This window comes from Streptomyces himalayensis subsp. himalayensis, from assembly GCF_013778455.1.
In the GTDB taxonomy this organism is placed as follows: domain Bacteria; phylum Actinomycetota; class Actinomycetes; order Streptomycetales; family Streptomycetaceae; genus Streptomyces; species Streptomyces himalayensis.
In genome coordinates this window covers 48252-68108 of sequence record NZ_JACEHE010000017.1, presented here as the reverse complement: position 1 = coordinate 68108, position 19857 = coordinate 48252, and the positions used below count along the sequence as shown (strand labels likewise).

Sequence of the window (19857 nt, the reverse complement as noted above, 5' to 3'; positions counted from 1 at the left end):
CACTGCTCCGCCTCCGGCGATGGCGAGGCGAACCCCGCCGCCGTGGGCAGGCCCCCGCCGCCCCCGCCGCCGGGGGCAGGCCCCCGCCGCCGGCGCAGGCCGTTCAGCGGGCTGCCGTCGAGGCCTCCGCGCGCGTGGGTGTCTCTGGGCCCGCGGGTCCGAAGGCTCGTTGGGCCAGGGGCCGTCGCCAGCTCCGTACCGTGATCTCCACGACCGGCTGCTCCGGAGTGCCGATCTGGGGAAGCGGGCCCGTCGGGGTGCCGGTCTTGGCGGCGAGTACCGCCGCGGGGGCGCCGCCCCGGCGGCGGATGGCACCGGGTACGAGCGGGCGGCCGCCGGTGTGCAGGGCGACCGCCGTCAGCGGTGCCGCAAGGACCAGTAGCCCGGCACCCAGGAGGGCGCCCATCGCCGGGTAGCCGGCCCACGCCGACAGCAGGCTGCCGGCCAGCGGGCCGCAGGCCGTTCCCAGGGAGGAGGCCGACCCCACCAGGACGGCCCAACGGCCGCGCTGGTCGAGCGATGCGGCGAGGCCGATGAGGTACGACAGGACCACCGGGTAGACGGTGTTCCAGGCGATCTCGCCGGTCGCGAAGGATGCCAGGTCGTCGGCGGATGCGCTGACCGCGATGCAGCACGCGATGAGTACGGTGCCCGCGCCGATCGGCAGCGCACGCCCCAGCCGCGCGCCCAGCGCCCCCGCACCGATGACGCCGAGGAGCGCGGCGCCCAGTGCCGCCGCGAAGACCGCGCCCACGGTGACCTCGCCGAGCCCCGCCTGGCTGGTGCCGATACGGCTGCTGACGCCCCACAGCGCGTTCTGGGCCAGCGACCAGCACAGCATGGCGCCCGCGAGGACGAGGCCCGAACGGCGGTGGGGGAGAGGGGCGCCTGGTGCCGCCGTGTGCCCGGCCGCGACGCTCGGCCCGGCCAGCCGGCCCGTCGCGGGCCACACCAGCAGCGCCGTGAGCGCGAGTGCGGCGAACGGCAGGCCGTGCCCGCCACCGAGGTGAGGGATCGTCAGATACAGCGCACCGGCCAGCGCCGACACGCCGAGCAGCCCGAGCGTCGAGGTCCGGTGTGGGTCGCGTCGGCCCGCGATCCCCGCCGCGGCGACCGTCGTCGCCGTACCGGATCCGAAGCCGCCCGCCGCCGCGCCTGCCACGACGAGCGGTACGGACGAGGACAGCGCGGCGCAGCCGTAACCGGTGGCCGCCAGCAGCAGCCCGGCCCGGGACACGCGTCGCGGCCCGAGGAGCTCCACACGGGAGGCGAGGACGAATCCCGCGGAGGCCGAGCACAGCAGCAGGGCGCTGCCGACGGCCCCGGCCTGAGCGGGGCCGAGTGCGAGGCCGGCGCCGAGCCGGCCCACCACGGTGGGCAGGAGATAAGCGGCGAGGTAGCCCGCCGTGAAGAGGGCTACGAGCGGCCAGGAGGCAGCGGACGGCCAGGAGTTGTGGCGCGGCGACACGGGCGTTCCCAGGGCATGCGAAAACGACAGACGGGGGGTGGAGAGGGGTGGAGCGGCTGTCGACGGACAGGAACGCGCGCCAATTTGTATCAAGCACGTAGAGCTGCGCAGAAGCCGGGGCGGCGTGATCTGCAGCACAGTGGGTTTGCGGAATCAAAGACCCGGGTAGCAGTGGCGCTCCGCGTCGCCGTTGGCCTTGTGGCCGGGTGTCGTGATCGGGGACTTGTGGGTGCTGGGCCAGGGTCCGGCTCAGCGCCAGTCCGGCGCGCCGTTCGCCGAGGGTGCCGTCGCCTCGATCTTGGCGCGGATCTCCTGCATCACGGCGATGATCTGCCGCTCGTGCTCGTCCGTGAGCCGTGCCAGCGGTACGGAGCAGGAGATCGCGTCCTGGGCGGGTGCGGGCGCGTCGTAGCGCAGTGCGAAGCCGAAGCCGACGATGCCGAGGACGCCCTCCTCGCGGTCGGTGGAGTAGCCGCGTTCGCGGGTCGCGGCCAGGTCGGCGGCGAGTGAGGCGCGGTCGGTACGGGTGTTCGGGGTGGCGCGTTCGTAGGGGCCGTCGGGCAGTTCGGTGTCCGGGCGTTCGGCGAGCAGCGCCTTGCCGAGCGCGCCCATGTGCGCGGGCAGCCGTCGGCCCACCCGGCTGATCGTGCGCAGGTACTCGTGCGACTCGCGGGTGGCCAGATACGCCACGTCCGCCCCGTCGAGCCGGCCCATGTGGATGGTCTCGCCCAACGCGTCGGACGCCTCGTCGAGGTAGGGACGCACGAGGCGCACGCGCGGGTCGGAGTCCAGGTAGGTCGTGCCGGTGAACAGGGCGTGGATGCCGATGCCGTAGAGGGAGCCGGTGATGTCCGTACGGACCCAGCCGCGGCTGATCAGCGTCTGCAGCAGGGCGTACATCGAGCTGCGCGGTACGCGGAGCTCGTCGGCGAGCTCCTGCAGCCGCGCCGGCCGGTCTCCGCGCGCGGCCAGCAGTTCCAGCAACTCCACCGTGCGAGCGGCGGACTTCACCTCGCGGACGCCGCGGGCGGTTTCGGACGCCGACGCGGCATCCGAGCCGCGCGAGCCGACCCGGGAAGGGGCTCGCGGCCCGGCTCCCGGCCCGGTTCCCGGCCCGGTTCCCGTCCGCGCATCCGGTCCGGCGCCTGTCCCGGCCCCGGTGCGTGCTTCCGGTCGGGCGTCTGTCCCGGCCCCGGTGCGTGCTTCCGGTCGGGCGTCTGTCCCGGCCCCGGTGCGTGCTTCCGGTCGGGCGTCTGTCCCGGCCCCGGTGCGTGCTTCCGGTCGGGCGTCTGTCCCGGCCCCGGTGCCTGCTTCCGGTCCGGCGTCTGTCCCGGCCCCGGTGCGCGCTTCCGGTCCGGCGACTGAGCCGGCTGGCCGGCGGACTCCTTCCGACATGCGTCGATCGTAGTGGCGGGCGGCCGGACGAGGACGGGCGCAGGCGTGGTCGGGGCCGTCAGGCGACTGCGCCCGTTGTCGCAGGCGCCCTGCACTCCGCGTCCGCTCGACCCCGTTGACGGGCCCCGTTCGCCTATCTAGCGTCTTTGATCGGCTTAGTGACCCTGAGTGTTGCGCAGGGTGCGAGCCAATCGCCTTCGTGCCCTGGTGCTGAGCGGCAGGTGCCGTCAGCCCTCGTGGCACGTCCCTCCGGACGCTGGTCGGTCAGGCCGTATGACCTGACCGAGGAGGGTGCCCGACGTCGCCTGGGCGCCGGGCGTGCACGTGACAGGCTGCCAAAGGATCACTACGGATCGCTGATCCGACTGGTGGGCTCCATTCTCATGTGCGATCGTCATCTACATATGGAGATGGCCTCGCCACCGCATTCGACCTCGTAGGAGCCGCCCTGTGACCCCTCCAGCCCGTCCAGTGAACCCCTCCGCGAACCGTGATCTGACCATCAGCGAGGTGCTGCTCACGCCGGTCCTCGTCGCGGACCCGCCGCTGCTGAACACCCAGGGTGTCCACCAGCCCTACACGCCCCGCCTGATCGTGGAGGTCGTGACCGCCGACGGGATCACAGGCGTCGGCGAGACGTACGGCGACGCCAAGTACCTGGAGCTGGCCCGGCCCTACGCCGACCGGCTCGTCGGGCGCCAGGTCTCGGACCTCAACGGGCTGCTCACCCTCGCCGACGAGGTCGCCGTGGACGCCGCCCGCGTCGAGAAGGCCGTCGACGTCGGCGGCCTGCGCGGCATCCAGACCGCCGACAAGCTGCGGCTGTCCGTCGTGTCCGGCTTCGAGGTGGCCTGCCTCGACGCGCTCGGCAAGGCCCTCGGCCTGCCCGTGCACGCGCTGCTCGGCGGCAAGGTGCGCGACGCCGTCGAGTACAGCGCCTACCTCTTCTACAAGTGGGCCGACCACCCCGCGGGCGTGACGAGCGAGAAGGACGACTGGGGCGAGGCCGTCGACCCCGCCGGGATCGTCGAGCAGGCCCGCAGGTTCACCGAGCGCTACGGCTTCACGTCCTTCAAGCTCAAGGGCGGTGTCTTCCCGCCGGACGAGGAGATCGCCGCGATCCGCGCGCTCGCCGAGGCCTTCCCCGGCCACCCGCTGCGGCTCGACCCCAACGGCGCCTGGTCCGTGGAGACCTCGCTGAAGGTCGCCGCCGCACTCGGCGACGTGCTCGAATACCTGGAGGACCCGGCCCTCGGCACCGACGCCATGGCCGAGGTCTCCTCGCGGACATCCGTCCCGCTCGCCACCAACATGTGCGTGACCACCTTCGCGGAGATCAAGGAGGCGTTCACGCGCGACGCCGTGCAGGTGGTGCTCTCCGACCACCACTACTGGGGCGGGCTGCGCAACACCCGTGAACTGGCCGCCATCTGCCGCAGCTTCGGCGTCGGCGTCTCCATGCACTCCAACACCCATCTCGGGATCAGCCTCGCGGCGATGACCCATGTCGCGTCGACCGTCCTGGGCCTCCACCACGCCTGCGACTCCCACTACCCCTGGCAGTCCGAGGACGTACTCACCGAGCGCATCACCTTCGAGGGCGGCACCGTGAAGGTCACCGACACCCCCGGCCTCGGCGTCGAACTCGACAGGGAGAAGCTGGCGTTCCTGCACCAGCGGTGGCTCGACGACGACGGCACGATGCGCGACCGCGACGACGCGGCGGCGATGCGTGTCGCCGACCCGGAGTGGACGGAGCCGGCCATGCCGCGCTGGTAGCGCACCAGCGCACCTCCGGTGCCGGGTGGCGGGTGCCGTGTGCCAGGTGCCGGATGCGGGTCTCGTGACGGCTGCATGACGGGTACGGGTCGTCGGCCCCGGGTTCCGGCACACTTGGCTCACCAGCACCATTCAGGGAGCGTGTCGTGAGCGCGTACGACGGAGAGCCGCAAGGGGCGTACCACGGAGCCCATGTGGACCCGCTTGCCGGGCTGCGTACCACCGACGACCCGCCCTGGGACGTCTATCTCACCGGCACCGTCTTCCTCGACATCGTCTTCACCGGACTCGACTCCGCACCCGAGCGCGGAACCGAGTCCTGGGCGCGGGGGATGGGCTCCAGCCCGGGCGGCGTGGCCAACATGGCGACCGCGCTCGCCCGGCTCGGGCTGCGCACCTCGCTGGCCGCGGCCTTCGGCGACGACCACTACGGCGAGTACTGCTGGGACGCCCTGGACCAGGGCGAGGGCATCGACCTCTCGGCGTCACGCAGGGTGGCGGGCTGGCACTCGCCGGTGACGGTCTCCATGGCGTACGAAGGCGAACGCGCCATGGTGTCCCACGGGCACGAGCCGCCACCGGAGGAGCCCGCTCCGGAATGCCCGCCACGCGCGCGTGCCGCCATCGCCTCGCTCACGCCCGGCAGACGCGCACCGTGGATCGCCGACGTCGCGAGCGAAGGGACCCTGATCTTCGCAGACGTCGGCTGGGACGACACCGGCCGCTGGGACCTGGCCGGGCTGGCGGACCTGGAGCACTGCGAGGCGTTCCTGCCGAACGCCGAGGAGGCCATGCGGTACACCCGTACCGACTGCCCGCGCGCCGCCGCCCACGCCCTCACCGAGTACGTTCCGCTCGCCGTGGTGACCCTCGGTGCCGAGGGTGCGTACGCCGTGGACCGGCGCACGGGTGAGACCGCCGAGGTGCCCGCGATCGAGGTCGAGGCGCTCGACCCGACAGGGGCCGGGGACGTCTTCGTCGCCGGGTTCGTCACCGGGACGCTGGCCGGGTGGCCGCTGGCCGACCGGATCGCCTTCGCGGGGCTGACCGCGGCGCTCTCCGTGCAGGAGTTCGGGGGGTCGCTTTCGGCGCCCGGGTGGGCAGAGATCGCTGCGTGGTGGCGGCGGGTGGGGGCGTATGACGATCAGGATCCTGCGGCGTTGCGGCGGTACGCCTTTCTGGAGGCGTTGCTTCCTGATGTTGCCCGGCCCTGGCCCTTGCGGCGGGCCGTGCCGACGATTGGCTTTCGCGCGGGCCGGTAGTCGTTCGTTGCCGTATTGGTAGCGGCACTGTGCGTCGTGGGCTGTGCACCGCCCCCAGCTACCGCTGGGACAGCCCTGCGGAACGCTCGCCCACAGCGGCGCGGCGCGACTGCCCCCAGCGGTACCTGGAGCGGTACGAAAAGTTCTACGGCCATGTCCGTGGACCGTCGTACCCTGGGCAGTGCACAGGCTGCCGAAGCGGCAGGCAGGCGTCCCGCATTGAGGAGGATGAGCAGGCATTCAGAGCCGGCCCATGACTCAGACACCCACAGCTCACACCCCCGCGCAGGGGCAGGCACGAGCGCACTTCACCGTCCCGGCCAAGCACCCGATGGTCACCGTGCTGGGTTCCGGAGATTCCCTCCTGCGCGTGATCGAGAAGGCCTTCCCGGAGACCGACATCCATGTCCGGGGCAATGAGATCAGCGCCGTCGGCGACGCCCACGAGGTCGCCCTCATCCAGCGCCTGTTCGACGAAATGATGCTGGTGCTCCGCACCGGACAGCCGATGACGGAGGACGCAGTGGAACGCTCGATCGCCATGCTCCGCGCGAGCGACAACAGCGAGAGCGGCGGCCAGGAGACCCCTTCCGAGGTCCTCACGCAGAACATCCTGTCCTCGCGCGGCCGCACGATCCGCCCCAAGACGCTCAACCAGAAGCGGTACGTCGACGCGATCGACAAGCACACGGTCGTCTTCGGCATCGGCCCCGCCGGTACGGGCAAGACCTATCTCGCCATGGCAAAGGCGGTCCAGGCCCTGCAGTCCAAGCAGGTCAACCGGATCATCCTGACCCGCCCGGCCGTCGAGGCCGGCGAGCGCCTGGGCTTCCTGCCCGGCACGCTCTACGAGAAGATCGACCCGTATCTGCGCCCGTTGTACGACGCGCTGCACGACATGCTCGACCCGGACTCGATCCCCAGGCTGATGGCCGCGGGCACGATCGAGGTCGCGCCGCTGGCGTACATGCGAGGCCGAACGCTCAACGACGCGTTCATCATCCTCGACGAGGCGCAGAACACGAACCCCGAGCAGATGAAGATGTTCCTCACCCGCCTCGGCTTCGACTCGAAGATCGTGATCACGGGTGACGTGACGCAGATCGACCTGCCCGGCGGCACCAAGAGCGGTCTGCGGCAGGTCCGGGAGATCCTAGAGGGCGTCGATGACGTCCACTTCTCCATGCTCACCTCGACGGACGTCGTACGGCACAAGCTGGTGGGCCGTATCGTCGACGCCTACGAGAAGTACGACCGCCTCAACGGCACCGACCACGGTCCCCATGGCCCCCACGGCCCCCACCAGGGCCGCGCCTCCCGGGGGCAGTGACGGGGTCGGTGACATCCACCAGCAGGAGACCAGCACGACCATGTCGATCGACGTCAACAACGAGTCCGGCACCGAGGTCGACGAGCAGGCGATCCTCGACATCGCCCGCTACGCCCTCACGCGGATGCGCATCCACCCGCTCTCCGAGCTCTCGGTGATCGTCGTGGACGCCGACGCCATGGAGCAGCTGCACATCCAGTGGATGGACCTGCCGGGGCCGACGGATGTCATGTCCTTCCCGATGGACGAGCTGCGCCCGCCGTCGAAGGACGACGAGGAGCCCCCGCAGGGCCTGCTCGGCGACATCGTGCTCTGCCCCGAGGTCGCCGCCAAGCAGGGCGAGGAGGCCGAGACGCAGCACTCCATGGACGAGGAGCTCCAGCTGCTCACCGTCCACGGAGTGCTACATCTGCTCGGTTACGACCACGAGCAGCCCGACGAGAAGGCCGAGATGTTCGGCCTGCAGGCGGCGATCGTCGACGGCTGGCGGGCGGAGAAGGGCCTGACCGGCCCGTCCCCGGCCCCGACCGTCTCATAGTGCCGTGAGCGGTCAACTGATCATCGGCGCGGTCCTGCTGGTCGTCGTCGCCTGGCTCGCCGCCTGCGCGGAGGCGGGCATCGCGCGCGTCTCCAGCTTCCGCGCGGCGGAGGCGGTCCGCAGCGGACGGCGCGGCGCCGCCAAGCTCGCCCAGGTCGCGTCCGACCCCACCCGCTATCTCAACGTCGCGCTGCTCGTGCGCGTGGCCTGCGAGATGGCGGCGGCCGCCATCGTCACGTACGCGTGCCTGACGCAGTTCGACGAGACCTGGGAGGCGCTCACCCTCGCCATCGCGGTGATGGTGCTCGTCTCGTATGTCGCCGTCGGCGTCTCGCCGCGCACCATCGGCCGCCAGCACCCGCTGAACACCGCGACCGCGGCGGCGTACGTACTGGTCCCGCTGGCCCGCATCATGGGCCCCATCCCGTATCTGCTGATCCTCATCGGCAACGCGCTCACGCCCGGCAAGGGCTTCCGCCGCGGCCCGTTCGCCTCCGAGGCAGAGCTGCGCGCGCTGGTCGACCTCGCCGAGCAGGAGTCGCTGATCGAGGACGACGAGCGCCGCATGGTGCACTCCGTCTTCGAGCTGGGCGACACCCTCGTACGCGAGGTCATGGTGCCGCGCACGGACCTCGTCGTCATCGAGCGCTTCAAGACGATCCGGCAGGCCCTGACGCTGGCGCTGCGTTCCGGCTTCTCGCGCATCCCGGTGACCGGGGAGAGCGAGGACGACATCGTCGGCATCGTGTATCTGAAGGACCTGGCCCGCAAGACGCACATCAGCCGCGACGCCGAGTCGGAGCTGGTGTCGACCGCGATGCGGCCCGCGACGTTCGTGCCCGACACCAAGAACGCCGGCGACCTGCTGCGCGAGATGCAGCAGGAGCGCAACCACGTCGCCGTCGTCATCGACGAGTACGGCGGCACGGCCGGCATCGTCACCATCGAGGACATCCTCGAGGAGATCGTCGGCGAGATCACCGACGAGTACGACCGCGAGCTGCCGCCCGTCGAGGAGCTCGGCGAGAGCCGGTACCGGGTCACGGCCCGGCTCGACATCGGCGACCTCGGCGAGCTGTACGACCTGGAGTCCTACGACGACGAGGACGTCGAGACCGTCGGCGGACTGCTCGCCAAGGCGCTCGGGCGCGTCCCCATCGCCGGCGCCTCCGCGCTCGTCGAGCTGCCCGACGGCCGCGAGCTGCGGCTCACGGCCGAGGCCGCCGCGGGCCGCCGGAACAAGATCGTGACGGTCCTCGTGGAGCCGGTGAATCCGGCCGCCCCCGAGGAGGACGACTCCCCCAGCGACTCAAGGGCCCGGGAGGTGCCCCCAGCGTGAGCCCGGACGAGCTGCGCGCCTTCTGCCTTGCCTTCAACGCGGCGGTCGAGGAGTTTCCGTTCAATCCGGACACTTCCGTCTTCAAGGTGTGCGGCAAGATGTTCGCGCTGAGCGACCTGAGCGGCCGGCCGCTGACCGTCAACCTCAAGTGCGACCCGGAGGACGCGCTGCGGCTGCGCGCCGATCATCCCGGGCGGATCGTGCCGGGCTGGCACATGAACAAGCGCCACTGGAACACGGTGACGGTCGGGGCCCTGCCCGACCGTCTGGTCCGTGACCTCATCGAGGACTCCTACGACCTGGTGGTCGCGGGTCTGCCGCGGGCGGAACGCCTCCGGCTGGACCGGCCGTAGCGGCGCAGGCACCCCTATGGTGCCCACGTCCGGTGGCCCGTTGGCCCGCGCCCGCGGAGCGCTTCGTATGCTCGCCACATGACCGAGAGCACTGCGCTTGACCCCGAGGACCGCAAGATCGTCACCCTGGCCCGTTCCGCACGGGCTCGCAACGGTGTGCCCGAGGGGGCGGCCGTGCGTGACGAGACCGGGCGTACGTATGTCGCCGGGACCGTTTCGCTTGAATCGCTGCAGCTGAGTGCGCTGCAGACGGCTGTCGCCATGGCCGTGGCGTCCGGGGCGAAGTCGTTGGAGGCCGCGGCGGTCGTTACCGAGGCGGAGTCCGCCTCGGATGCCGACCTCGCGGCCGTCCGCGATCTTGGCGGGGCCGGGACGCCGGTGCTGGTGGCCGGGACCGACGGGACGGTCCGGGCCACTGTCAGCGCCGGCTGAGGCACCGGTCGGCGGCTCCGCCGCCCTGGTGCCTCCGGCACCTCCGGTACCCCGGGCACTCCCGGAAACCCGGTACAGCCACTGCGCCAGGGCGCCGTGCGTCGTGGGCTGTGCCCACCCTCCCCCAGCTACCGCTGGGAGGTGCCCCCAGCCGTGCGGAACGATTGCCCACAGCGGGTAGGCACTTGCGCCCAAAGCGGGGGCGGAACCGCTGCCCACAGCGGTTTCGCTACAGCGCGTCCGGGCCCCGTTCCCCCGTTCGGACCCGGACCACTGTGTCCACCGGTACCGCCCAGACCTTGCCGTCGCCGATCTTGCCGGTGCGGGCTGCTCGGAGTACGGCGTCGATGACCGGGTCCGCGTCCGCGTCCTCCACGACCACCTCGATGCGGACCTTGGGGACGAGGTCTACCTGGTACTCGGCGCCCCGGTAGACCTCGGTGTGGCCGCGCTGGCGGCCGTAGCCGCTGGCCTCCGTGACGGTCAGGCCGTGTACGCCGAGCTCCTGGAGCGCGGTCTTCACCTCGTCGAGGCGGTACGGCTTGACGATCGCGGTGATGAGCTTCATGCGGAGGGGCTCCTGTCCTTCGAAAGAGGCGTCGGCACGTGCGCCGAGCCCGCCAGGGCCGCGGTCTGCGGGGCAGCGTGGCCCAGAACGCCGTGATCGTAGGCGCTCTCCGCATGCACTGTCTGGTCCAGACCCGTCAACTCGTCCTCCGCCGAGGCGCGGAAGCCCATCACCTTGTCGATGGCCTTGCCGATCCCGTACGTCACGAGGAACGTGTACGCCGCCACGACCACCACGGCCACGGCCTGCCTGCCGAGCTGCCCGAGACCGCCGCCGTAGAAGAGGCCCTCCTTGCCGCCCGTCATCGAGGCCGTCGCGAACAGGCCGATGAGCAGCGTGCCGACGACTCCGCCGACGAAGTGCACTCCGACCACGTCCAGCGAGTCGTCGTAGTCGAAGCGGAACTTCCAGGCGACCGCGTACGAGCAGACGACGCCCGCGGCGAGCCCGACCACCGCGCCGCCGAGAATGCCGACCGTGCCGCACGCGGGCGTGATCGCCACCAGGCCGGCGACCGCGCCCGAGGCCGCGCCGAAGGTGGTCGGATGGCCGTCACGGATCTGCTCGACGAGGAGCCAGCCGAGGAGACCCGTGCAGCCCGCGACGACGGTGTTGAGGAGCGACGCCGCGGCCAGCCCGTTGGCGCCGAGCGCCGAGCCGCCGTTGAAGCCGAGCCAGCCGAACCAGAGCAGGCCCGCGCCGAGCACCACCATTGGCAGGTTGTGGGGGCGCATCGCGTCCTTCTTGAAGCCGATGCGGGGGCCGAGCACGAGGGCCAGGGCCAGGCCCGACGCTCCGGAGGCGATCTCGACGACCAGTCCGCCGGCGAAGTCCACGGCGCCGAGGGAGTTCGTGATCCAGCCGTCCGGGCCCCACACCCAGTGCGCGACGGGAACGTATACGAGCAGCGTCCACACCGGTACGAAGACCAGCCAGGCCGCGAACCTCGTGCGGTCCGCGATCGCGCCGCTGATCAGTGCCGCGGTGATGATCGCGAAGGTGAGCTGGAAGGTGGTGAACAGGAGCGTGGGGACGGTGCCGGTGACGCTGTCCGGGCCGATGCCCGCCATGCCGAGGTGGTCGAGGCCGCCGATGATCCCGGCGAACGCGTCGTCGCCGAAGGCGAGCGAGTAGCCCGCGAGCAGCCATACGACCGTGACCAGCGCGATCGACACGAAGCTCATCATCAGCATGTTGAGGACGTTCTTCGTGCGGACCATGCCGCCGTAGAAGAGGGCCAGTCCGGGCGTCATGAGCAGGACGAGCGCGGTGGAGGCGAGCAGCCAGGCGGTGTCGCCTGTGTCGATGCGCGCCGCGGCCAGGGTCAGGGGAGGCAAGAGGGTCTCTCCTCGGGGTGCGGTGGGGGGACGTCGGCGACGGAGAGCCTCACCGGCGCACGTTTCGCAATGGGTGCCTTCGCGTTTCCGGCATGTTTCGTGTTGCGTGAGGGTTTCCGGAATCTCACCGTGAATCCGCGGAGCCCGGCTGCGCACGACCACGGAGCTCGGCTGCGCACGACTGCGGGCCCGGCTGCCCACGACCGCGCTGCACGACGGCGGAGCCACCGCTCTGCACGACGGCGGAGCTCGGCTCTACGACCGCGGTGCCCGGCTGTGTGCGGCCGGGCCCGGATGATCAGGGAGAATGGGCGCCATGAGCGTTCGCACCCCTGCATCCGAGGCATCCGAGCCGTCCGAGGCCATCCATCGGTCCGGCTTCGCCTGTTTCGTCGGCCGACCCAACGCCGGCAAGTCCACGCTGACGAACGCTCTGGTCGGTCAGAAGGTGGCGATCACGGCGAACCAGCCGCAGACCACCCGGCACACCGTGCGCGGCATCGTGCACCGGCCCGACGCCCAGCTGGTGCTGGTCGACACCCCGGGCCTGCACAAACCGCGCACGCTGCTCGGCGAGCGCCTCAACGACGTCGTACGCACCACATGGGCCGAGGTCGACGTGATCGGCTTCTGTCTGCCGGCGAACGAGAAGATCGGCCCCGGCGACCGCTTCATCGCCAAGGAGCTCGCGGGGATCAAGAGGACCCCCAAGGTCGCGGTCGTGACCAAGACCGACCTGGTCGACTCGAAGGCCCTCGCGGAACAGCTCATCGCGATCGACCAGATGGGCAAGGACCTCGGCATCGAGTGGGCCGAGATCGTCCCGGTGTCGGCAGTGGGCGACAAGCAGGTCCAGCTGCTGGCCGATCTGCTCGTGCCGCTCCTGCCCGAGGGGCCGACGCTCTACCCGGAGGGCGACCTGACGGACGAGCCGGAGCAGGTCATGGTGGCCGAGCTGATCCGTGAGGCCGCGCTCGAGGGCGTACGGGACGAGCTGCCGCACTCGATCGCGGTCGTCGTCGAGGAGATGCTGCCGCGCGAGGACCGTCCCGCGGACAAGCCGCTGCTCGACATCCACGCCAACCTGTTCATCGAGCGCCCCAGCCAGAAGGGCATCGTCATCGGCCCCAAGGGCAAGCGCCTGAAGGAGGTCGGCATCAAGTCCCGCAAGCAGATCGAGGCCCTGCTCGGCACGCCCGTGTTCCTTGACTTGCACGTCAAGGTCGCGAAGGACTGGCAGCGGGACCCGAAGCAGTTGCGGCGCCTCGGCTTCTGAGCTGTCCCTCCAGCGCTACGCCCCCTCCTTCAGCACCCTCCTGATCAGTTCCCGCTGGTCTTCTGTCAGGTGCGGGTCCGCGCAGTGCACCGTGCGGTCGCCGACCCTGATCTCGTAGCTGAAGCCGTCCGGCACCCCGGCCGGTGGCGTGCCCCGGCCGGCGGCCAGTGCCCGCTCGGCCAGGGAACGCCACTCCGCGGCGTCGACCCGTCCGCTGACGTCCACCTCGGCGTGCCGCTCGATGCCGGCGAATCCGCCGGTGCGCGTGACGTGAATACGCATGGGTCCTGTCTAGTACGGCGGCGGCTCAGGCAGTAGTGGCCACGGCAGCGGCCACCCCGACCCGCTCCCACGCCTTGAGCACGGCCTGCCGCTCCTCGCCCTCGCCGTACCGGCTCACCGCCGCCGCGACCGTCAGCCGCGCGAAGTCGGTGAACTGCGCCTGCGAGTCCAGTTCACCGCCGGTCAGCACGTCGTACCAGATCTGCCCGGCCCGCTCCCAGGCGTTGCCGCCCAGCGCGTCCGCGACCAGGTAGAAGGCGTGGTTGGGGATGCCCGAGTTGATGTGGACACCGCCGTTGTCGCGGCCCGTGCGGACATAGCCGTCCATCGTGGCGGGCTGCGGGTCCTTGCCGAGCACATCGTCGTCGTAGGCCGTGCCGGGCTCCTTCATGGAGCGCAGGGCCTTGCCGGTGACGCGGGGCGCCAGCAGGCCCGCGCCGATCAGCCAGTCGGCGTCGTCGGCGGTCTGACCGAGGGTGTACTGCTTGATCAGCGAGCCGAAGACGTCCGAGAAGTGCTCGTTCAGCGCGCCCGGCTGCCCGAAGTACGTCAGGTTCGCGGTGTACTGCGTGACGCCGTGCGTGAGCTCGTGGCCGATGACGTCGACGGGGATGGTGAAGTCGAGGAAGATCTCGCCGTCACCGTCGCCGAACACCATCTGCTCGCCGTTCCAGAACGCGTTGCCGTAGTCCTCGTCGTAGTGGACCGTCGCGATCAGCGGCAGGCCACCGCCGTCGATCGAGTCGCGCGCGTAGGCGCTCAGGAACAGCTCGAAGGTCGCGCCGAGACCGGCGTACGCGCGGTTGACCGTCGCGTCGTTGCCGGGTTCGTCGCCCTCGCCGCGCACCTTGCGGCCGGGCAGCTCGGTGCCGTGACCGGCGTCGTAGATCGTGCGGTGCGGCTTCCCGGGTGCGGCCTCCCCGGGCGGGGCTACCGAGGGCGCGCCGATCACCGTGGTCAGGCGCCGGTGCGTGCGCTCGAAGGCGTCACGCTCCAGGGTCCGGCGGGCGGGACCGGCGAGCGCGGGGTCCCCGTGCCGGGCGAGGGTGTCCAGGATGTGGGGCGGGACGATGGTGCAGAAGACGGGCTCGAAGCCTGCCGGGTGGGGGGTCATGGCGTTGGGGGTCATGGCGTGCAATGTGGCACTGGGTCACTCGGCTGTCACTAACTGCAACCCTGATTGCTGAAATGGAGTGACAGATCACCTCCCGCCCGTTACCGGCCGACGATCCCGCATACTGATACGGGCCCCGCAGACAGCGCTGTCTCGGCTAGGCTGCGGAGCATCATGCGTTTCGGGCTGCTTCTCCTTAGCTGCCGCGGCGAGGGCCTGTAGTCGATAGGCCGACCCCCTCCCCGCGGAGTTCGGTGTTGCGCTTCGACCCGTCGGCCGTCCCCCGCGGACCCCTGAGGAGCCCCACGCATCATGTCGAATCCCACGCCCATCACCAATGGGACGCATTTCCAGCGGCCGACCGCGATGCCGATCCAGAAGTACGGCCAGTACGAGGCCGTGGACATCCCGGACCGCACCTGGCCGAACAAGCGGATCACCAAGGCCCCGCGCTGGCTGTCGACGGACCTGCGCGACGGCAACCAGGCCCTGATCGACCCGATGTCGCCCGAGCGCAAGCGCCGGATGTTCGACCAGCTGGTCAAGATGGGCTACAAGGAGATCGAGGTCGGTTTCCCGGCCTCCGGCCAGACAGACTTCGACTTCGTACGCTCCATCATCGAGGAGCCCGGCGCCATCCCCGACGACGTCACGATCTCCGTACTGACCCAGGCCCGCGAGGACCTGATCGAGCGGACCGTCGAGTCGCTGAAGGGCGCCAAGCGCGCCACCGTCCACCTCTACAACGCCACCGCCCCGGTCTTCCGCCGGGTCGTCTTCCGCGGCTCCAAGGACGACATCAAGCAGATCGCCGTCGACGGCACGCGGCTGGTGATGGAGTACGCAGAGAAGCTGCTGGGCCCGGAGACGGAATTCGGCTACCAGTACTCGCCCGAGATCTTCACCGACACCGAGCTGGACTTCGCCCTGGAGGTCTGCGAGGCGGTCATGGACGTCTGGCAGCCCGGCCCGGGCCGCGAGATCATCCTCAACCTGCCCGCCACCGTGGAGCGTTCCACCCCGTCGACGCACGCGGACCGCTTCGAGTGGATGGGCCGCAACCTGTCCCGCCGCGAGTACGTCTGCCTGTCGATCCACCCGCACAACGACCGCGGCACGGCCGTCGCCGCCGCCGAACTGGCGCTGATGGCCGGCGCCGACCGCGTCGAGGGCTGCCTGTTCGGGCAGGGCGAGCGCACCGGCAACGTGGACCTGGTCACCCTGGGCATGAACCTGTTCTCGCAGGGCGTCGACCCGCAGATCGACTTCTCCGACATCGACGAGATCCGTCGTACGTGGGAGTACTGCAACCAGATGGAGGTCCACCCGCGCCACCCGTACGTGGGCGACCTGGTCTACACGTCCTTCTCCGGCTCCCACCAGGACGCCATCAAGAAGGGCTTCGACGCGATGGAGGCCGACGCGAAGGCCAATGGCGTCACGGTCGACGACATCGAGTGGGCGGTGCCGTACCTGCCCATCGACCCGAAGGACGTCGGCCGCTCCTACGAGGCCGTGATCCGCGTCAACTCGCAGTCCGGCAAGGGCGGCATCGCGTACGTCCTGAAGAACGACCACAAGCTGGACCTGCCGCGCCGGATGCAGATCGAGTTCTCGAAGATCATCCAGGCGAAGACGGACGCCGAGGGCGGCGAGGTCACCGGCAGCGACATCTGGGCGGTCTTCCAGGACGAGTACCTGCCGAACCCCCAGAACCCGTGGGGCCGCATCCAGGTCAAGAACGGCCAGTCCACGACGGACAAGGACGGCGTGGACACGCTCACCGTCGAGGCCGAGGTGGACGGCGTCGAGACGACCCTGGTCGGCACCGGCAACGGTCCGATCTCCGCGTTCTTCCACGCCCTGGGCGCCATCGGCGTCGACGCCCGCCTGCTCGACTACCAGGAGCACACGATGAGCGAGGGCGCCTCCGCGCTGGCCGCCTCGTACATCGAGGTCGCGATCGACGACAAGGTCCTGTGGGGCATCGGCATCGACGCGAATACGACACGCGCGTCGCTGAAGGCCGTCGTCTCCGCCGTCAACCGCGCGGCGCGATAACCCCGTTCACCTGGGATTGTCCGGCCCCGTCCGCCCTCGAGGCGGGCGGGGCCGCGTCGTGTCTTGGCCATGTCGGCGCCATGTGCGTCCTACGTACTGACGCCACATCTTCGATGTGGCTAACATCACGCCAACGCGACGATGGTGCCGCGGGGTTACGGAGGTGCGACGACGTGCTGCCAGAATGGGGACGAAACAGCCGTAGTGCTGCCATCGCGCGCATTCTCGGCAATCGCACCGTGTGGACCACCGTCGGCGACGGTGAGTTCTTCTGCCCCGGCTGCGGGGGCGATCGCAACTACCAGCGCAGGACCGGGCGACGCCGCTTCCTTCTGCTCGGTGTCCCTCTGCTGCCGCGCGGTGCCGTCGGACCGGTCGTCGAATGCACCGCATGCGGGCACCGCTTCGGACCGGACGTTCTCGACCACCCGACGACCACCCGCCTCGCGGCGATGCTGCGCGACGCCGTCCACACCGTGGCCCTGGCCGTCCTCACCTCGGGCGGCGCCCCCTCGCGTGCCGCGCTGGAGAGCGCCGTCGCCGCCGTGCGCTGCGCCGGATTCGACGACTGCACCGAGGAACAGCTCGCCGCGCTCATCGAGGCCCTGGCCGCCGACACCGGCCGGCTGCTGCCCGAACAGTGCGGTGCGAGCCTCGCCGGCCTCGCCATAGAGCTCCACGAAGCCCTCGATCCGCTGGCGCCCCACCTCCTCCCGGCGGGCCGCGAGTCCGTCCTGCTGCAGGCGGCCCGCATCGCCCTGGCCGACGGCCCGTACACACCGGCCGAGCGGGATGTGCTCAGCACGGTGGGGCGGGCGCTCACCATCTGCGAGGACGATGTGACGCGGCTGCTTGCTGCGGCGCGGGCGCCGTTCTGACGCCTGCGCCCGCCGTTCTGACTCCGGCGCTCGCCGCCCACGTACTGCTGCCGGGCGGTGCGCCTCCCGGCCTGGGAGGTACCCCCGGTGGGCGGAACGGGGGCGGGCACAACCCACGACGGCAGGTGCCGTGAAAGGTGCCTGCGACCGGCGTACTCCCAGGGGCGTAACACCCCGTACGAGCCGCCCCCGGCAGTAGCCGCGAACTCGCTCTCGCGCGCGACGAAGTGTCCTTCCGGCGACGGGAGTCTGGTCCATGACCGGACACCGTTCAGGAGGGGAGGACCCCGACATGGGGGCCGCAACGGAAACGCACCACTCGCGGCGGCGGCGCGCCGTGCCCTGGATCCTGCTGGCGCTCTGGATCGCGGTGCTCGCGGTCGCCGGGCCGCTGGCCGGAAACCTCGGCGAGGTGCAGCGCGACCGGGCCGTCGACTATCTGCCCGCGAGCGCCGACTCCACGCAGGTAGCGAAGATCCAGGACCAGCTGCCGGGCGGCGAGACGACGGAGCTCGTCCTCGTCTACCACCGCGACGGCGGGCTCACCACCGCCGACCGCGCCACGGCGGACGGCCAAGTCGACCGTATCGCAGGCGAGTTCGACCTCACCGGTACGCCGGAGGGCGTTCCGTCCGGCGACGGGACGACCCTGATGTACCCGGTCGCCAGCAACGCGCCGGGTCAGGACGAGAAGGCCAGGGACGCGTTCGTCACCGACGTACGGAAGATCACCGAGGGAGGGGACGGCCTCACGGTCGACGTCGGCGGCCCGGGGGCGCTCGCCACCGACGCGAGCGAGGTCTACAACTCCCTCGACGGCCCCCTGCTCTACACCACGGTCGCCGTCGTCGCCGTCCTGCTCATCCTCATCTACCGCAGCCCGCTGCTGTGGCTCGTGCCGCTCGTCGCCGCCGGAGTGGCCGACTACCTCGCCATGGGCGTCGCCTACGGCCTCAACCAGATCTTCGACACACCGATCAGCGGCCAGAGTTCGGGCGTGATGACCATCCTCGTCTTCGGTGCGGGAACGGACTACGCGCTGCTGATCGTGTCGCGCTACCGCGAGGAGTTGCGGCGTATCCCACGCCCGTACGACGCGATGCGCGCCGCCCTGCGCGGCTGCGGACCCGCCGTCCTCGCCTCCTCCGGGACCGTCGCCGCCGGACTGCTGTGCCTGCTGGCCGCCGACCTCAACAGCAGCCGCGGCATGGGCCCGCTCGGCGCCGTCGGCGTACTGTGCGCGCTCGCCGCGATGATGACCCTGCTGCCCGCGTTGCTGGTGCTGCTCGGCCGCCGTGTCTTCTGGCCGCTCGTGCCGGCCTTCGGCAGCGAACCCAAGCAGCGGCGGGGCCTGTTCGCCGCGATGGGCAGCTCGGCCGGGCGCAGGCCCCTGGCCGTGCTGGCGACCGGCGCGGTGCTGCTCGGGGCGCTCGCGCTGGGCGCGCTCAACCTGCCCGGCGGCCTCAAGCAGGAGGACTCCTTCACCGACAAACCCGAGGCCGTCGCCGCGATGGAGACTCTGGCCGCCGCCTACCCCGAACGCAGCACCCAGCCGATCACAGTGATCACCCCCACGGCCAAGGCGGATACGGTGCTCTCCGGTATCCGCTCCACCCAGGGCGTGGACGGCGCCGAACGCGGCCGCAGCGGCGACGGCTGGACGGAGATCTCCGTCATCGCCGAGGACCCGCCCCAGTCCGTGGGCGAGACCGCCACGATCGAGTCGCTCAGGTCGACGCTCGACGGCGACGGCGCCTACGTCGGCGGGCCCAGCGCCGAGCAGATCGACCTTCAGGACACCAACGCGCGCGACACCACCATCATCGTCCCGCTCGTCCTCGTCTCCGTCCTGCTGATCCTGATCGCGCTGCTGCGCAGCATCGTCGCGCCGCTGCTGCTGCTCGTCGCAGTCGTGGCGGTGTGGGGCGCCGCACTCGGCATCGCCGGCCTCGTCTTCGAGCCGATGTTCGGCTTCGAAGGCACCGATCCCGGGCTCGGACTGCTCTCGTTCGTCTTCCTCGTCGCCCTCGGAGTCGACTACGGCATCTTCCTGATGCACCGCATGCGCGAGGAGTCCCTGTCGGGCACGGAACCCGCGTCCGCGGCGCTGACCGCGCTGCGCACCACGGGCGGCGTGATCGCCTCCGCGGGCCTCGTCCTGGCCGCGACCTTCTCCGTCCTGATGAACATGCCGATGGTGCAACTCGTCGAACTGGGCTTCGTCATCGCGGTCGGCGTCCTGCTCGACACGTTCCTCGTGCGGACCTACCTGGTGACGTCGGCGAGTGTCCTGCTCGGCCGCACCATGTGGTGGCCCGGAAAGCTCTCCCGGGCACCACGGCCCCCGCAGCCACGCGCCCCGGAACCGGTAGCCGTCCGTACGCCCTGACGCCTCCGACCACCCCCGGGCGCTCCTCCTCTCCCGGAGGGGCGCCCCTTGACGGA

General features: G+C 71.0%; 17 protein-coding genes. 11 read left to right on the top strand and 6 right to left on the bottom strand.

The window, feature by feature from the left end; translation table 11 throughout:
* Positions 1-103: 103 nt before the first annotated feature.
* A complete protein-coding gene (locus H1D24_RS25980; RefSeq protein ID WP_181660115.1) occupies positions 104-1468 on the bottom strand; it encodes an MFS transporter in 1365 nt (454 codons plus the stop codon).
* A 249-nt stretch (positions 1469-1717) separates the two neighbouring features.
* Positions 1718-2479: an IclR family transcriptional regulator gene (locus H1D24_RS25975; RefSeq protein WP_181660114.1), complete on the bottom strand. Its 762-nt coding sequence runs from the start codon at positions 2477-2479 to the stop codon at positions 1718-1720.
* Between the two features lie 855 nt (positions 2480-3334).
* Here H1D24_RS25975 and H1D24_RS25970 point away from each other — a divergent pair.
* The 7 genes from H1D24_RS25970 to H1D24_RS25940 all read left to right on the top strand — a co-directional run bounded on the left by H1D24_RS25970 (position 3335) and on the right by H1D24_RS25940 (position 9896).
* A complete protein-coding gene (locus H1D24_RS25970) occupies positions 3335-4642 on the top strand; it encodes a glucarate dehydratase family protein (protein ID WP_181660224.1) in 1308 nt (435 codons plus the stop codon).
* A gap of 146 nt (positions 4643-4788) precedes the next feature.
* Complete coding sequence (locus tag H1D24_RS25965; protein WP_181660113.1) at positions 4789-5904, top strand: carbohydrate kinase family protein; 1116 nt, start codon at positions 4789-4791, stop codon at positions 5902-5904.
* 253 nt (positions 5905-6157) lie between these two features.
* Positions 6158-7234, top strand: a complete 1077-nt coding sequence (locus H1D24_RS25960; protein WP_181660112.1) for a PhoH family protein — start codon at positions 6158-6160, stop codon at positions 7232-7234.
* 40 nt (positions 7235-7274) lie between these two features.
* The gene (ybeY, locus tag H1D24_RS25955; protein ID WP_181660111.1) at positions 7275-7772 is read left to right on the top strand and encodes an rRNA maturation RNase YbeY; all 498 of its coding nucleotides are present in this window, start codon (positions 7275-7277) and stop codon (positions 7770-7772) included.
* A 4-nt stretch (positions 7773-7776) separates the two neighbouring features.
* Positions 7777-9111 carry a hemolysin family protein gene (locus H1D24_RS25950; protein WP_181660110.1) on the top strand — a complete coding sequence of 445 codons (1335 nt, stop codon included), beginning with the start codon at positions 7777-7779 and terminating at the stop codon, positions 9109-9111.
* Positions 9108-9464, top strand: coding sequence for an MmcQ/YjbR family DNA-binding protein (locus H1D24_RS25945; protein WP_181660109.1), 357 nt, complete (start codon positions 9108-9110; stop codon positions 9462-9464). Before H1D24_RS25950 ends, H1D24_RS25945 begins: the two co-directional genes overlap by 4 nt.
* Positions 9465-9542: 78 nt before the next feature.
* Positions 9543-9896 (top strand): cytidine deaminase-like protein, encoded by a 354-nt coding sequence (locus H1D24_RS25940; protein ID WP_181660108.1) that lies wholly within the window; start codon positions 9543-9545, stop codon positions 9894-9896.
* 229 nt (positions 9897-10125) lie between these two features.
* On the opposite strand, the gene H1D24_RS25935 is transcribed toward H1D24_RS25940, so the two are convergent.
* Both H1D24_RS25935 and H1D24_RS25930 read right to left on the bottom strand, forming a co-directional pair.
* On the bottom strand, positions 10126-10464 hold the full coding sequence (locus H1D24_RS25935; RefSeq protein WP_181660107.1) for a P-II family nitrogen regulator: 339 nt from the start codon (positions 10462-10464) through the stop codon (positions 10126-10128).
* Entirely contained in the window at positions 10461-11801 is a 1341-nt protein-coding gene (locus H1D24_RS25930; RefSeq protein WP_181660106.1) for an ammonium transporter, read from the bottom strand. The genes H1D24_RS25935 and H1D24_RS25930 overlap by 4 nt, the downstream gene beginning before the upstream one ends.
* Positions 11802-12108: 307 nt before the next feature.
* Here H1D24_RS25930 and era point away from each other — a divergent pair, with 307 nt between their 5' ends.
* Positions 12109-13077 (top strand): GTPase Era, encoded by a 969-nt coding sequence (era, locus tag H1D24_RS25925; RefSeq protein ID WP_181660105.1) that lies wholly within the window; start codon positions 12109-12111, stop codon positions 13075-13077.
* A gap of 15 nt (positions 13078-13092) precedes the next feature.
* Here the strand turns inward: era and H1D24_RS25920 are convergent, their stop codons facing one another.
* Positions 13093-13359 (bottom strand): protealysin inhibitor emfourin, encoded by a 267-nt coding sequence (locus H1D24_RS25920; RefSeq protein WP_181660104.1) that lies wholly within the window; start codon positions 13357-13359, stop codon positions 13093-13095.
* 25 nt (positions 13360-13384) lie between these two features.
* Positions 13385-14473 (bottom strand): M4 family metallopeptidase, encoded by a 1089-nt coding sequence (locus H1D24_RS25915; RefSeq protein WP_181660223.1) that lies wholly within the window; start codon positions 14471-14473, stop codon positions 13385-13387.
* A 312-nt stretch (positions 14474-14785) separates the two neighbouring features.
* Between H1D24_RS25915 and leuA the strand changes: the two genes are divergently transcribed.
* The 3 genes from leuA to H1D24_RS25900 all read left to right on the top strand — a co-directional run bounded on the left by leuA (position 14786) and on the right by H1D24_RS25900 (position 19801).
* The gene (leuA, locus tag H1D24_RS25910) at positions 14786-16534 is read left to right on the top strand and encodes a 2-isopropylmalate synthase (RefSeq protein WP_181660103.1); all 1749 of its coding nucleotides are present in this window, start codon (positions 14786-14788) and stop codon (positions 16532-16534) included.
* A 173-nt stretch (positions 16535-16707) separates the two neighbouring features.
* Positions 16708-17412 carry a tellurite resistance TerB family protein gene (locus tag H1D24_RS25905; RefSeq protein WP_181660102.1) on the top strand — a complete coding sequence of 235 codons (705 nt, stop codon included), beginning with the start codon at positions 16708-16710 and terminating at the stop codon, positions 17410-17412.
* 292 nt (positions 17413-17704) lie between these two features.
* Entirely contained in the window at positions 17705-19801 is a 2097-nt protein-coding gene (locus H1D24_RS25900; protein WP_181660101.1) for an MMPL family transporter, read from the top strand.
* The last annotated feature ends 56 nt before the right edge of the window (positions 19802-19857 follow it).

What these genes read in the sequence shown, in the direction of transcription:
- leuA (WP_181660103.1), top strand. Translation starts at nt 14,786, where the DNA reads ATGTCGAATCCCACGCCCATCACCAATGGGACGCATTTCCAGCGGCCG.
- era (WP_181660105.1), top strand. Translation starts at nt 12,109, where the DNA reads ATGGGCGCCATGAGCGTTCGCACCCCTGCATCCGAGGCATCCGAGCCG.
- H1D24_RS25920 (WP_181660104.1), bottom strand. Translation starts at nt 13,359, where the DNA reads ATGCGTATTCACGTCACGCGCACCGGCGGATTCGCCGGCATCGAGCGG.
- H1D24_RS25940 (WP_181660108.1), top strand. Translation starts at nt 9,543, where the DNA reads ATGACCGAGAGCACTGCGCTTGACCCCGAGGACCGCAAGATCGTCACC.
- H1D24_RS25935 (WP_181660107.1), bottom strand. Translation starts at nt 10,464, where the DNA reads ATGAAGCTCATCACCGCGATCGTCAAGCCGTACCGCCTCGACGAGGTG.
- H1D24_RS25915 (WP_181660223.1), bottom strand. Translation starts at nt 14,473, where the DNA reads ATGACCCCCCACCCGGCAGGCTTCGAGCCCGTCTTCTGCACCATCGTC.
- H1D24_RS25900 (WP_181660101.1), top strand. Translation starts at nt 17,705, where the DNA reads ATGGGGGCCGCAACGGAAACGCACCACTCGCGGCGGCGGCGCGCCGTG.
- H1D24_RS25960 (WP_181660112.1), top strand. Translation starts at nt 6,158, where the DNA reads ATGACTCAGACACCCACAGCTCACACCCCCGCGCAGGGGCAGGCACGA.
- ybeY (WP_181660111.1), top strand. Translation starts at nt 7,275, where the DNA reads ATGTCGATCGACGTCAACAACGAGTCCGGCACCGAGGTCGACGAGCAG.